Raw genomic sequence first — 13,926 nt, forward strand, 5'->3', positions numbered from 1 at the left:
AAGATCAGACACGTTCGTCATCTCCGACTAGCAAAGCTAGGGTTTCGCTAGAAAACCTTAGCTTTGCTAGTCGAGGATGCCGGATTCTATTGCTGGACAGATCTTCTTATGTCGAACTGTCGTTAAATAAGTATCTTATAGCAAATTCTGTGGAGCATCAGCAAATTAATCATTAATAATCCATGCAAATTCATAATTGAATTATGAAATTACATGGATTGTAGGTCTTTGTACAAGGCTAAGGCGCGTTTGCGAGCCACATCATGATCGATCATAGGATAAGGGTAAGTATGGCCTAAACGAACGCCTGCCCCTAGAAGTTTAGTCTCTGATGCTGTCCAAGGGTGGTGAATGAATTTATCTGATAGATTGGCTAATTCCGGAACCCAACGGCGAACATAGGTACCTTTTGGGTCAAATTTTTCTCCCTGCAAAACGGGGTTGAAGATCCTGAAATAAGGTGAGGCATCAGCACCGCATCCGGCAGCCCATTGCCAACTCGCGCTGTTGTTGGCTAGATCCGCATCCACCAACGTATCCCAAAACCAAGCTTCCCCATCTTGCCACGGAATGAGCAAATCTTTGATCAGAAATGAGGCAACAATCATACGTACGCGATTGTGCATGTATCCTGTATGCCACAGTTCACGCATACCCGCATCAACAATAGGGTAACCCGTCAGGCCTTTTGACCAAAGTGAAAACGCTTCAGGATTATTATGCCAAGGAAATGTGGTAAATTTCTGTTGTAACGGTTGTGTTGGCAGGGTCGGAATATGAAACAGCAGGTGATAGGAAAATTCACGCCAGCCAATTTCGGATAAGAAATTAAGGGCATCTGGTTCGGGCGCTTGGCCAGATTCTATCGCTTTGTGAATCAGATACCATATTTGGCGCACACTGATTTCTCCCCAGGTAAGATGGGGGGATAGCCTAGATGTTGCCGAGATATCGGGACGGTTTCGATTGTCTTTATACCCGGACAAATTGTCAATGAAATCTAATAAGCGTTCCTGTGCTCCGGACTCACCGGGAACCCAAGATTTTCTCAACCCGCCTGCCCAATCCGGTTTTGTTGGTAGGAGATCTAAGGTGTCAAGAGAACACCCTTTGATGGATGTGATCTTTTCCAGAGACGGTGTTGCAAGACAGGCAGGAATGGTTGATGCAGCCATGCACCGCTTCCAATAGGGGGTAAAAACTTTGAAATAGGCACCTTGGTTATTTTTAATTGTCCAAGGTTCATTCAGTAAATGACTGTTATAGGTTTTAACCTGAATGCCATTTTCTTCGAGGGTTGATTTGATTTTTTTATCTGTTTCAATGGCTGATGGTTCATAGCGACGATTCCAGTAGACTTGAGTTGCTCCTGTGTCGCGGCAGATCCTTTGTAAGATATCGAGGGGATGCCCCTTATGAAAAGTGAGCTTTTCATTTAATGATAGGGATAGGGTGGATAAACTATGGTGTAGCCACCATTTGCTGGCTCCCCCCAAGGGATATGCCTTTTCTTCATCAATAAAAATTGGGATAACCGATGTGCTCTCTGCCACTGCGTGAAAGAGCGCAGGGTTATCAAATAACCTCAGGTCTTTTCTAAACCAGACAATGGAAATCATAGGGCACCCAATCTAAAGATATTTTTTTAACCAGTCTGCTATTTCGCCAATAATGTTCTTGTTGGCTTGATCAAGAGCTGCGGCTATGTCTTCAGCCGAGGGTGTCGATTCGGCTGACATTGGAATTGACGTTGTAAAGGTGTAGCGCGCAACTTCATCTCGTGAGATAACATTAATGAGCTGGACATAATATTCAGCTTCGGCAATGGGTTGTGTGCACAGATTCACTTGGAATTTGCGAATGTTGATTTTTAACTGTCGATCCGGAATAATCCCGTCATTTTGTCGGGTAACAGCCCGGAACAGATTTAAATTCTGTAAGGAATAAGTCACAGATTCTTGGACAACCAGTTGTAATCGTTCAGCCCATTCCATATTTGCAAAGTAATCAATTTGCTGGGGAGCAGGGACAACCGCGACACGCTGAGTATCCAAAAATACAGATGTTGTCGGTATATCAACGATCAGCTGTAGGGGTGAGGGTTGAGCTCTTTGCTCTACCGGAATTGCTGATAGATTAAAACGTTTTGGTGATTCTCCTGGGATCGGAATTAAGGGGCCGCAGCCAGATAACACAGACAGGATTACGATAATTAAGGAACGCTTCATCGGACGGGGACTCCTTCTTTTGGATCATTGTAAAAGAATCGAGACGGTGAACGCTCAAGGGATTCACTAACACGGCGAATGGCTGCCAGCGATTCACGACCTTCAGTCATAAACCGAGTAAACGAATTAAGACCTGTTGTGGTGAACTCGCGTAGACCTGTTTTATTATCGTTAATAAGCAGTGAGAATTCACGCAAGACGGTGTTCAAGTTGGCGATTGCCTGAGTTAGTTCAAACAAGAACGTATCTTTACTCTTATCCCCTTCTTTTGGCTTAAAGTAGGCGGTGATTTCTGAAATATTTTTCAAGACTTGAGAAAATGCTTCGCGGTTTTCATCGGAGAACATTGAGCGAATATCCGAGACTAAACCATCCATTTTCTTAAGAATATCGGGTAATGTTCCTGAAACCTGCTCTAACAGGGACGATTTTGACTTAATAACAGGAATACCGTTTGACGTATTGATGTTTTTAGCAGCGGCTGTACCTCCATTAATCTGAATGTACGAAATCCCTGTTAAGCCATAGGTTTCCAAACTTGCAATCATGTCTTCTTTGATCAGAACCTTTTTGTCGATTTTGACAGAGACCATAATGCGTTCAACATTTTTAGGGTCAATCTCAATTTTGCTGACTTTTCCGATGGGAACGCCACGATATTGAACAGCGTTACCGGATTTAAGTCCTGAAACTGCACCGGTGAAATAAATGTGATAGGTTTGGACATTTTCCCCAAATCCAAATTTATTCAACCATAAGATAAAGGCAATCATCGCTAAAAAGCCGCCGATGACAAAGCTTCCAACGCGAAGATAATTAACGTGTGTTTCCATCTTAACCTCTATTTAAAATACCGTTCGCCACGGGTGCCATGAAAATAGTCCTTAATCCAAGGGTGATCTATTTTTTGAATCTCATCAAGGGGGCCTATTAATACCTTTTTATCAACCAGTACCGCAATCCTATCACAAATCTGAACCAAACTGTCTAAATCATGAGTGACCATGACGACTGTAATTTTGAGTTGTTCCCGCAAGTGATGGATTAACCGATCAAAGGCTGCTGCACTAATGGGGTCTAACCCTGAAGTTGGTTCATCCAGATAAAGAATGGGCGGATCCAGTGCCAATGCCCGTGCTAGGGCTGCACGTTTGATCATTCCGCCTGATAACTGGGAGGGATATTTAAAAGCAGTATCCAAAGGCAGACCAACCATTTCAATTTTTAACATGCCAATATCTTTGGCTATATCGTCTGGTAAATTTGCCACTTCTTTTAACGGAACAGTGATATTCTCCAGAACAGTGAGAGAGCTAATAAGGGCGCCATGTTGGAACAAAACACCTGCTTGGTAAGGGGTGAAGGGTGTGCCAAGATTATAGGTAATTGTTCCTTTCTGGGGCGGCATTAAGCCAATCATAAATGTCATCAAGACAGATTTGCCTGACCCTGATCCCCCAACAATCCCCAAGACCTCACCCTTGTGGACATCAAAAGATACATCTTTGTGGATTTCTTGCTTGCCAAATTTGGTCGAGAGATTTCGAATTTCTATAAGTGCTGTCATCGTTTACCAATCCATGGCTGTGAAGAAAATTGACATAACGGCATCACAGATGATGACTGTGAAAATAGCTTCAACAACGGATCGGGTCGTCATTTGTCCAACACTTTCAGCACTGCCTTTAACTTGCATGCCTCGATAGCAGCCGATCACAGCGATAATAATCGCAAAAAGGGGGGCTTTGCTCATCCCTGTCCAAAACGTCGTTTTGTGAACAGCGTTTTGATATAGCGACCAAAATTCAGAAAAGGGAATTTCTATGGTTGCGTTGATGACAAACATACCGCCTAAGCTGGCCGTTAGTATTGAAACTAAAACCAATAACGGAAGGGCAATCACTAAAGCAATGATTCGTGGAATAATAAGGACTTGAAAGGGGTGGAGTCCCATCATGCGGATGGCGTCTATTTCTTGATTGAGTTTCATCGTGCCAATTTGTGCGGTAAAGGAGCTTCCTGACCTGCCGGCCACAACAATCGATGTCATGAGCACAGATATCTCGCGCAGAATGGATACGGCGAGAAAATCAATGGCATAGGGAGCCGCCCCAAATTTCTCGAGCTGGCGTACGCCTTGATAACACAAGACAGCACCAATCAAAAGTGAAATCAGACTGATAATACCAATGGCTTTCAGGCCAACTGTCTCAATCAGTGAATAGATAGATGTCCAGCGGAATGTTTCTTGAGATCGGATTGTGTGATATATGCGAAACACAGCCTCACCAAAGAATGAGAGTGTTGATTTGGCATTTTCTACAAAATTCAAAGAATCTTTGCCCACTGATTCAACGAACTTCTCAAGTGTTGGCCGAACATCCGGCTTAGGGTATGTATATTTTTTGTCGATTAATGATCTGATTGAGTCCGGAAGAACTGATTCTGATGATGGGGGTGATGCAGACAAAGTTTTTGCAATTATGAATGCCCCAGCTGTATCGCATTTAAAACTAGGATCAAATTCCACAATTGTTTTTGAGTTTAATTTTGCCTGCGCCAGATCCTCCAGAATTGATTGTAAGGATAACGTAACCCAATCCCCTGAAAAGATTAAATAATCAGTGGTATTTTTTTTAACCCGTTTTACACGGGGATTTGCGGGATCCTGAGGATGCGTCACAATAAAAACCTTAAGATTAAACTCTGATTCTTAAGGAAAATTATTGCATACTTTGTGAAAATAAGCTATATACCATAATAAGATTCTAATTTTATTGGGTATAATTATGAAAAAAGATATTCATCCTTCCTATCATGAAATCAATATTGTCATGACAGACGGTACAAAATTCACAACACGCTCAACCATGGGTAAGCCAGGCGATACAATGCAACTTGATATCGACCCAAAAACCCATCCGGCATGGACAGGGGCTTCAGCGCGTCTCATCGACAAAGCTGGTCAAATCAGCAAGTTCAACAAGCGTTTTGGTGACTTTGGTTCAAAGAAATAAGCTCAACTTGATACGATTGAAAAAACCCCGATTAATATCGGGGTTTTTTTGTTGGGCACGTACTATTTGAGGACCTAATATAGCCACAAGATCTAAACCGATGCGACGGGCATTAACGCGCCAGTCTCCGTCGATGATGCCGCACCAAGGTAGTCGGATAGGGTGGTGTGGAGGGATTTTAAGAGTTCACACGATCAAACAATTTGCAAGACCTACATATCAATAATGATATCGTAGCGGGGGACTTTGGTAAGTTTGTGGTGAACGATTTGGTCTTCGACATCTTGGCGAAGTTGTTCGGGATTGGCGATTTTTTCTTGCATATCTGCGTACCAGTCATCGATGGTAATACTTTTGCCATTTTTATAAATACCATTATCACCATATTTTTCTTTGACACCAGACAATCCCCAGTCAAGACAATCTTGAGCCACTTCAGGGCATCCAGCCCAAGCCGCGATCAAAGCAGGGTCTTCGAAATGGCGTTCTTCGTAAACTGAGCCCGTATAATTTTTATAACCATTAATAATTTGAGAGAGAGTCAGATCCCCCTCAAGCGGGATTGCTGCGAGTTCTTTGATCTCATTTATGGCCTCTAGGAATTTTCCGTCCTCGAATTCTTTCCATGTGACCGAATAACGACGAGACTGTGGTTCGACACCTAAATTGGCGCAACTGTTATCTAGTGGATTGGCAAGATTGAAAACACACCCCATTAATTTAATGTCGGTTCCCCAGTCGACCCAGTACCCTACTGACTGTTCTAAACACCCAATGACCCTTGAGAAATTCTTTTTCCCTAACTTTTTGTAATCAGGTAAAAAGTCCATAAGATAATTTGATATTATAGTAATTTTTTTAGGATCAATTTTTTCTATATTAGTCATTTGAACTACTCGGTTTTACGGTATGAATTGATGCGTTTTGGCCATCTGTTTTAGGTAAGTTTGCCTCATATTTTTGTCGCTGTCTAGCCGACATTGTTGCGTTACCAAACTTATAATCATAAGCTTCATTTACTCGTTTGTTATATACATCAGGTGTAGATGTTCCTTTCGTTCCATCTTTTGGCTTCCACTGACGTCCATCAGCAAACCTCTTCTCTGCTTCCATATGCCGTCTCTCACCTGTCATGCGTTGATAACGCTTATGAACCTGTTCTGCATATTTATGCTTTTGCGTCCCCACGCGCGGTCCTTTGCCTTCGAACTTCTTATCTGCCCGATCAGCCAAACTCTGGACATACTCACGGTCGGACATATCACGAACAGGTTTTGTGGATCTTCCAGCTCTCCCCTCCAACCCCAAACTATCCAGACTTGTTTTGGTTGTGGGTACATCTCTGGTTCTTGATGAGGTTAGGCTTGCCTTAACCTTCCCTGTAACATCTTCGGCTTTCTTAAGGATCTTGTCCTTAGCATTACCAACAAGGCCGGCAAAACCAAACATCATCCCAAAGGTACCGGCACTGGCCAGCATATCGGCCTTTTGGGCGGACATGCCAAGGCTGCCTTCCAGTTGACTTGACAGCCAAGATTCCGCTTGGTGAATCTTGCCATCAACATAATCGTTTAGGCCAACAGCATCACCGACTCTTGTTCTAATATACCCTGCAACGCCGCCCATGGCTAGCTCAATCGATGAGAGCGTCAACTGAGTTAGCTGCGGATGCTCCCTCGCGCATTCATCCAAGGCAAGGGCTGCCGCGGACATGAGGTTTAGTCCCTTAGCTAAATAGCTCGGCTCATTGAGCTTGCCACAGAACGATAGTCCATCGCCAGTTCGATCAGCCTTGAGCCAATCCTTATGAAAGACATCAGTTGCATCAATCAGTCGGCCAACCTTACCGGAGAGAACTTGGTGGATCTGTTCCTCTGTGGCGCCTTGTTGCCGGAGCGCATCACCAATTGCCGCGCGCGCTTGTTCTGAACTGCCGCGACCTTTGTAGAATTTACCCGCTAGATCCCGTTCAAGGATTTTTTGAATCTGAGATTCAACGCGAGCTCTGTCGAGAGCAAGGAAAACACGAGTTGCATCATTATCCAACGCATTGTTGGCTTCAAGCATCGCCTCGGCATAGCCGATAGATTAGGAGTTTTGATGCCTCTTAATTTTAGCTAGCATCTCGTAATTTTATATCCATGTTTTCTCCAGAAGCTATTTTAAATACGTCACTAAGTGGTATTTGAAACCAATACTCAAAGTCTCTGTTATCAAAGAAACTAAAACAAAAAGCTTTCTCGTCAGAATCATAACCACCATTGTAGAGTGTACTTTGAAACATATCGGAAGATTCGGCGTTAGACCACTCTTCTTCCGTTCTTTTCATATTTACTATTTCTTGACAAATGTCACGCAATTCAGCATCAATTTTTAGGTGTTTCATTATCTGTTAGTGTAACTAAAATCAATTTCTTCATATTTTCTAGTGCCTTAGAAGTTGCGCGCAGATCCTCAGAGTCCAAATTATCTCTTTCCTCATATAGCATGAAAGCATATGATTCCTCTAAAACGCCCCACATAGACAAAAGCTTATTTTCTAAATCAGCTACAAATTCACCAGAGCTTATTAACACATCGAGGCTATTAACTAATTCTGAAAAATGTATTTTACCTGATTCGTATTTCAAGATGTCTTCTATCATCCAATTCAGATGCCTTAAATTTATCTCTTTCATGATGCCTTCCCAAATCTGACCGTTACTACGTTGCCTTTTTCTGTAACAATTGTAATATTGTTTGTTACATCATAATGACATATTCTGTTGGCTCTATTGCCCTGAGATATATTTCCATTTTTTATGATATCTTCAACAACAGAAGAAGTTAATCCTCTAGTTTGCATTCTATCTAGAGCATGACCAGAATAAAATCTCCCTTTAATAATAGCTGGTTTGTTAGTTCCTGCAACAGTATGAATTTCTTTTCCTTTATGTCCCATAACAGTATTGCTATAAGCTCTACCATCCACACTTGTCCGAGTTGCGGCTTTACTGCTACTGCTCGCGGTGCGTGCTCCGAATTGTGCTGCACTTTTTGCCAAACCCGCAGCACCAGCAACCATCATAAAGTCATTAATGGCGCGGTGGACGTTACGGGCGGTGGCTCGGTCAACGCCAGCTTTGAGTAGAATGTATTCCGTACCTTCTCCCGGAGCATCAAGAGCTACACCGACACCTTTCAGTGTTGTGCTTGCTGCTTCTTTCAGCATTTGGCGTATTTCAGGGGACACATCATTTAGACCTGTGGTTTCCTTGATGACTTTAATCATCTCATCCGCATAACCATCGGGTCCGAAAATGACATTTCCGGCATAATCAGCAATCTTAGCGCCATACTTCTTCACAAGCTCTGGCGTTACGGCATCGATCGCTTTTTTGCGAGCTTTGCCGTAGGCTTGCTGGTCGGCCTCGTCGTCGACCTCATCCGCTTGAGCCTTACCAAACGCATACAAACTGAGGAACACCTGCGAGAAGTTATTCTCCAGCGCATTGTTCGCAGCAAACATGGCGGCATTCAGGTCAAAGCGCATGGCCTCGGCGGAGGCAGCGACGGCGAGTTGGGCGAACATCTTGATCTGCCGCAGCTCATCACTCATGAGCTTGGTGCGCAAATCCGCATAGGCCTGTGATGTTGGTGCATGCCCTGATGCGTTGAGTTTTTCCTCAACCTTGGCAAGGGCGCCGTGCATCATGTATTCACCCACAGCCTCGGCAATCATGGCACCACTGGCGGCCCCCATGATGCGCTTGCGACGCTCCGGGCCCTTCACGTGATCTAGGCGAGCCGTGGCAGCAGAGGTTGCTCTTTTAAGGTTTAGAACTCAAGTTTGATAAAGGGAAATACCTCTTTAAACCGTTCGAGGATATGGGGATTTTTCTCGAGGGCTGAAAGGACAGTTTTCGAGCTGGTGCGGAGATCACGCAGCTCTTCTTCTGTATTGATCCCGCGGAGGTAGCCGATGGCGCGTAGAGAATTTCTTTCCCCAGGACTCAGTTCTTTCTTGAAGTTTTCATTAAAAAAAACATCGTTTCTTGTTTCACGGAATGCATGATCTCCAAAATCTAACAAATCAAAAACGATAGTCGGAATATCTTCTTGCATCTTTATACATTCATAGCACCAATTATTAAATTCATCTTGTGTAATAGCACCTGTAGATTTACTTCGTAAACAGAAATATAGATTATCATCAAAAGGTTTCATTTTTTCCCACCTACTCTCATTTGATTCAGGCTGGCTGACCCTGTATGAGACGTGTCGCTATGTTTATCCTCACGCACCAACTGCATACGTCTTGCCTGTTGGTCATGGTGCCACGTAAATCCATTAATCTTAGCTTTCCCAGCATTAATCTGTGCCATCTGATGACTATTAAATTTACTAGCATCGACTCGTCCTGCTTGGATGTCAGATCTTAGCTGTTGTGTTGCAAACCGCATATGATCTCGGGATTTTAATCCATAAAACTCGCGAGGTGACAACATTGTTTCATATTTCATAAATTCTGTAAAGTCGGGATTCCCTCGTGCATCGTATGTCACACCTGATTTAGCATTACGCATTCCCGCCATCCGACTCCCAGGAGTTCCCTTCGCTTGGAACGTACTGGACCAGACATTTTTGCTGCCATACTGTTCTTGCAGGTAAGATTGCCAGGCCTGAGGGTTATACGGTGCTGATCGTTGATGAGATGAAGAAGCGTGCTCTGACCCCGCAGGATATTGACCGCCACGTCCCGCTTTATGAGCTCTTAATGGATGGCCTGGCTTGCTCTTTGGGCCGCCACGGGCTCCGACAAAGCCGGACAGGACGCCTGTAAAGTTGGGGCCCCAGCTGTTGATCAGTTCTTTGTACCCATCAATCCTGGAATCATCAATAGATTCCCCACGGCTCATGTCATACAAGATATCTAAGCCATCCTTGACAACTTTTGGTGTATCCTTTGCCACGCGACGCATCTCTCGACGAGCTCGCAACGCACTGCTGGCGCCATTACCATCGACAGACTCAACAGCATAAGATCCCCAGTAGAGCGCTTTATCCCAAATCGTCCCCTGATTTAGGGCATGATCCCGGAATTCATCCTCGACGCTTTCGACAAAGGCAATCTCGTCCAATTGACGTAAATCTTCGGCTGATGAGCTGCGTTTCAATCCACCTGACTTAGATTCCCCCTTGCTCTGACCTGAAGCATAATCACCTTCGCCATCAAACCCGGCTTCTTTGAACGCATAAAGACTGAGGAACACCTGAGAAAAGTTATTCTCCAACGCATTGTTCGCAGCGAACATGGCGGCATTCAGGTCAAAGCGCATGGCCTCGGCGGAGGCAGCGACGGCCAGCTGGGCAAACATCTTGATCTGCTGTAACTCTGCCTTCATTAACTGACAGCGCAAATCCGCATAGGCCTGTGATGTTGGGGCATGCCCTGATGCGTTGAGTTTTTCCTCAACGTTGGCAAGGGCGCCGTTCATCATGTATTCGCTGACAGCCTCGGCACTTGATTGATGTTATTGATTATTAAATATAATGGATTACAATGATTTCTTTAGCTTTCTTGAGATTTATCAATATAAAATTGTATGTCTGGATATTTGTGTCTTTCTGAAACGACCATTTCTTTAGGTAGTTGATATTTTTCACAAACATGTAAAAGAGCCTCGAGTCCTGCCATAATGAATATATCAATAAGTAGTTGGGGGTCTGTACTATCAGCCCACTTTAGTAGACCTAGATCTAATTCTATTGCAATAGGCAAATCACCATATTGTTGGTTAATCTTCATGAAAGAAGGCTTAAGTTTATTTTTTTCCGTTAGCCTATACATAAGATTAATCCATTTAAATGGGGCATTTTCTAAGAGGGTTGATTTTATAATTACGTTTTCGATTAAATCTTGAATGATTATTATTTTTTGCAAATTTATTAAATGGCCTTTTTTGCAAAATATTACCCCAGGCACGAATTTTCTACTATGCATAATAAACCTCTAGTGACCATTCTTATTTAGGGGCAAAGATTTAGAGCCATTAATATCCCTTGATCTTTTAATTAAGTCTGCCTCATATTTCTTTGCTTCGGCCTTAGTAGCAAAATTTTTTCTAATTCTTGTATAGTACATTTCTCCAGTTTCTCTGTTTAATTTTCGTGCTTGTGATTCAGCGCGTTTTGATGCGCCATCACTGGTTCTTACTCCTCTAGTGCTTTCTCCTACCTTCACAGCACGTTTATCAGAGAAGCGATGTATCGAGTACACATGAGTATCACCCTTATAGTTCAAAGAATTTCCATGCGGTCTCTTATTGGCATTCGCAGCCCTAGTTTTGTCTAGCTTAGCAGGCTTAAGGTTTTTCGCAATCCCTTTTGAAGAGTTTTTGGCTGCTCCCTTAGCCGTCTCTTTAGCTGCTTCTTTTGTTGCTTCCTTAGCCTCAATTTTAATGGCTTCTTTCGCAGCCTTTTTCCCGGTTTCATTTGCCGCTTTTTTGACAAAAGCTTTACCTAATGAAAGGAAAATTTTAGCAAAGTTATTCTCCAACGCATTGTTCGCAGCGAACATGGCGGCGTTGAGGTCAAAGCGCATGGCCTCGGCAGAGGCAGCGACGGCCAGCTGGGCGAACATCTTGATTTGACGCAGCTGCTCGTTCATAAGCTGAGTCCGCAAGTCCGCATAGGCCTGAGAATTTGGCGCATGCCCGGATGCGTTGAGTTTTTCCTCAACGTTGGCAAGAGCGCCGTTCATCATGTATTCGCTGACAGCCTCGGCCATCATGGCGCCACTTGCTGCTCCCATGATGCGTTTGCGGCGGTCGGCTCCCTTCACATGATCTATGCGCGCTGTGGCGGCAGACATGGCCGCGGCCAAAGCACCGTGCATGATCTTGTGGCTGGTGACGCTGTCGATTTATTCTGTCAAGAATTTCTATATTTTAGAATGAGAACTTATTATACTGCTCATCAGTTAGAAATTGGCAACCTTTGATTTTGTGTTTAACGAAAGCGTTTTTTAATTCAGGAGATGCAAGCATAAGTCCTCGATATGAACGTTCTCTGGCTAAGTGAATTTTCTCACTTGATAACAATTGCTCCTTCAAAAGGATATAACGTATATCTTCAACCTCATTTTCATGAGAAAAAGTTAACTCTGAATTTTCTAAATCTAGTGCATCAACTAATTTATTTATATTAATAAGCCAATACTCATTTTCAATAATAAATGCTGTTTTTACTTTGCTTCCACTTTCTATAATCACAGGAAAAAACTGAAAGTCGTCTGGACACAACTCTAGTAAAACATCCAAAATCCTTTTGTTAACAATAGGAGCTGGGGAGGATGGTAAGTAATCATACTTAGATAGTTCCGTCCTTTCTGCATTCACACTATATACTAAATCGTAGGTCGATGGATCTTGTGAGTATCGAAGTTTTCCAACATCAGGTTTTGGTAGCCTTTTCCCTGACATGAATATCACGTTTTCCGTTGCACATTTTTCATGGTCATATACCGCAAAATATTTGTGAGGAACATCGTAGGCATAATTTAAAATATATAATTTAGGATAATATAGATTCATTTTCTCTCTCTAATCATTTGCCCAAGAACGCTTGTTTTTATTTAAAGATCGTGCGCCTGATCTTAACATTGTTCTTTCACTAGATATAATTTTTTTCAGTTGATCTGCATATTGCGTTTGAGTCCAGCTATTAAGAAGTCCACGTTCTCGCACCGTATCCATTTTTTGAGCCAATCTTGCATTTATTCCTTCATAGTGCCTACCCTGGTGGATAGATCGTGTTGTTGATGAAATGTTAGCTCCTTTAACGGTAGGTAAAAACATCATATTAGCTCGCGCATTTGGATCCATACCTGCTAATTCCCATAAGGGATGATTTTGTGTTAACGGATGTTTGTTACTGATTATATGATGATCTTGGAAGAATTGTCGATTAAGATTTCGATTAAACTGGCCACCAACACTCTCCAACCCCAATCCATCCAGGCTCGTCCGTGTCGTGGCTTTGGCGCTGCTGCTTGCACCACGGGCACCAACCTTTGCAACACCCTTCACGGCACCAGCAACACCGGTCACGGTCAGGCCGTCATTGATGGCGCGGTGGATGTTGCGGGCGGTGGCTCGGTCGAGGCCGGCTTTGCGCAGGGCATATTCGGCACCCGACCCCAGAGCATCTCCAATGGCGCCCATCCCTTGCATCACGTTAAAGGCATGGAGCATGTCAAAGTAATGCTCAGAATACGCATCCAGCAACACTTGGCGCACTTCCGGTGTTAACTTACGCCCACCGGTATTGGCCTCAAGCATCGCCTCGGCATAGCCGTCTGGTCCTAGACTCAAGTGGTACGCGTACTCGGCGGCGGCTTGACCATACTTCTTAACAATGTCTGGCGTTACGGCATTGATCGCTTTTTTGCGAGCCTTACCATAGGCTTGCTGGTCGGCCTCGTCGTCGACCTCATCCGCTTGAGCCTTACCAAACGCATAAAGACTGAGGAACACCTGAGAAAAGTTATTCTCCAACGCATTATTGGCAGCGAACATGGCGGCGTTGAGGTCAAAGCGCATGGCCTCGGCAGAGGCAGCGACGGCCAGCTGGGCGAACATCTTGATTTGACGCAGCTGCTCGTTCATAAGCTGAGTCCGCAAGTCCGCATAGGCCTGAGA

Annotated in this window: 17 protein-coding genes; 1 reads left to right on the forward strand and 16 read right to left on the reverse strand. The window is 43.8% G+C overall.

Translation table 11 applies throughout. The features are described from left to right. Window positions 1-209 precede the first annotated feature (209 nt). The 5 genes from KF820_05600 to KF820_05620 are packed head-to-tail and all read right to left on the reverse strand — an operon-like array spanning window position 210 to window position 4,911. A complete protein-coding gene (locus KF820_05600; protein MBX3457818.1) occupies window positions 210-1,619 on the reverse strand; it encodes a deoxyribodipyrimidine photo-lyase in 1,410 nt (469 codons plus the stop codon). Between the two features lie 12 nt (window positions 1,620-1,631). Then, on the reverse strand, window positions 1,632-2,228 hold the full coding sequence (locus KF820_05605; protein MBX3457819.1) for a membrane integrity-associated transporter subunit PqiC: 597 nt from the start codon (window positions 2,226-2,228) through the stop codon (window positions 1,632-1,634). Beyond that, the gene (locus KF820_05610; protein ID MBX3457820.1) at window positions 2,225-3,061 is read right to left on the reverse strand and encodes an MCE family protein; all 837 of its coding nucleotides are present in this window, start codon (window positions 3,059-3,061) and stop codon (window positions 2,225-2,227) included. The genes KF820_05605 and KF820_05610 overlap by 4 nt, the downstream gene beginning before the upstream one ends. 8 nt (window positions 3,062-3,069) lie before the next feature. Then, window positions 3,070-3,795 (reverse strand): ATP-binding cassette domain-containing protein, encoded by a 726-nt coding sequence (locus KF820_05615; GenBank protein ID MBX3457821.1) that lies wholly within the window; start codon window positions 3,793-3,795, stop codon window positions 3,070-3,072. 3 nt (window positions 3,796-3,798) lie between these two features. Further along, window positions 3,799-4,911 (reverse strand): ABC transporter permease, encoded by a 1,113-nt coding sequence (locus tag KF820_05620; protein MBX3457822.1) that lies wholly within the window; start codon window positions 4,909-4,911, stop codon window positions 3,799-3,801. Between the two features lie 106 nt (window positions 4,912-5,017). On the opposite strand from KF820_05620, the gene rpmE reads away from it, so the two are divergent. Then, window positions 5,018-5,245 carry a 50S ribosomal protein L31 gene (gene rpmE / locus KF820_05625; protein ID MBX3457823.1) on the forward strand — a complete coding sequence of 76 codons (228 nt, stop codon included), beginning with the start codon at window positions 5,018-5,020 and terminating at the stop codon, window positions 5,243-5,245. 212 nt (window positions 5,246-5,457) lie between these two features. Here rpmE and KF820_05630 read toward each other — a convergent pair whose 3' ends face one another. The 11 genes from KF820_05630 to KF820_05680 all read right to left on the reverse strand — a co-directional run bounded on the left by KF820_05630 (window position 5,458) and on the right by KF820_05680 (window position 13,803). Continuing rightward, a complete protein-coding gene (locus KF820_05630; GenBank protein MBX3457824.1) occupies window positions 5,458-6,132 on the reverse strand; it encodes a hypothetical protein in 675 nt (224 codons plus the stop codon). Then, entirely contained in the window at window positions 6,125-7,312 is a 1,188-nt protein-coding gene (locus tag KF820_05635; GenBank protein MBX3457825.1) for a hypothetical protein, read from the reverse strand. The genes KF820_05630 and KF820_05635 overlap by 8 nt, the downstream gene beginning before the upstream one ends. Before the next feature lie 46 nt (window positions 7,313-7,358). Next, window positions 7,359-7,631: a hypothetical protein gene (locus KF820_05640; protein ID MBX3457826.1), complete on the reverse strand. Its 273-nt coding sequence runs from the start codon at window positions 7,629-7,631 to the stop codon at window positions 7,359-7,361. After that, window positions 7,612-7,923 (reverse strand): hypothetical protein, encoded by a 312-nt coding sequence (locus KF820_05645; protein ID MBX3457827.1) that lies wholly within the window; start codon window positions 7,921-7,923, stop codon window positions 7,612-7,614. The genes KF820_05640 and KF820_05645 overlap by 20 nt, the downstream gene beginning before the upstream one ends. After that, window positions 7,920-9,017 (reverse strand): DUF4258 domain-containing protein, encoded by a 1,098-nt coding sequence (locus tag KF820_05650; GenBank protein MBX3457828.1) that lies wholly within the window; start codon window positions 9,015-9,017, stop codon window positions 7,920-7,922. Before KF820_05650 ends, KF820_05645 begins: the two co-directional genes overlap by 4 nt. 44 nt (window positions 9,018-9,061) lie before the next feature. Beyond that, entirely contained in the window at window positions 9,062-9,451 is a 390-nt protein-coding gene (locus tag KF820_05655; protein MBX3457829.1) for a hypothetical protein, read from the reverse strand. After that, on the reverse strand, window positions 9,448-10,725 hold the full coding sequence (locus KF820_05660; protein ID MBX3457830.1) for an HNH endonuclease: 1,278 nt from the start codon (window positions 10,723-10,725) through the stop codon (window positions 9,448-9,450). Before KF820_05660 ends, KF820_05655 begins: the two co-directional genes overlap by 4 nt. Window positions 10,726-10,796: 71 nt before the next feature. Then, the gene (locus KF820_05665; GenBank protein ID MBX3457831.1) at window positions 10,797-11,228 is read right to left on the reverse strand and encodes an immunity protein 39; all 432 of its coding nucleotides are present in this window, start codon (window positions 11,226-11,228) and stop codon (window positions 10,797-10,799) included. Between the two features lie 9 nt (window positions 11,229-11,237). Then, on the reverse strand, window positions 11,238-12,122 hold the full coding sequence (locus tag KF820_05670) for a hypothetical protein (protein MBX3457832.1): 885 nt from the start codon (window positions 12,120-12,122) through the stop codon (window positions 11,238-11,240). 52 nt (window positions 12,123-12,174) lie between these two features. Beyond that, complete coding sequence (locus KF820_05675) at window positions 12,175-12,819, reverse strand: hypothetical protein (GenBank protein ID MBX3457833.1); 645 nt, start codon at window positions 12,817-12,819, stop codon at window positions 12,175-12,177. Window positions 12,820-12,828: 9 nt separating this feature from the next. Next, window positions 12,829-13,803: an AHH domain-containing protein gene (locus KF820_05680; GenBank protein MBX3457834.1), complete on the reverse strand. Its 975-nt coding sequence runs from the start codon at window positions 13,801-13,803 to the stop codon at window positions 12,829-12,831. Window positions 13,804-13,926: the final 123 nt, after the last annotated feature.

The organism is Candidatus Paracaedibacteraceae bacterium, assembly GCA_019636055.1.
Classification (GTDB): domain Bacteria; phylum Pseudomonadota; class Alphaproteobacteria; order Paracaedibacterales; family Paracaedibacteraceae; genus Paracaedibacter.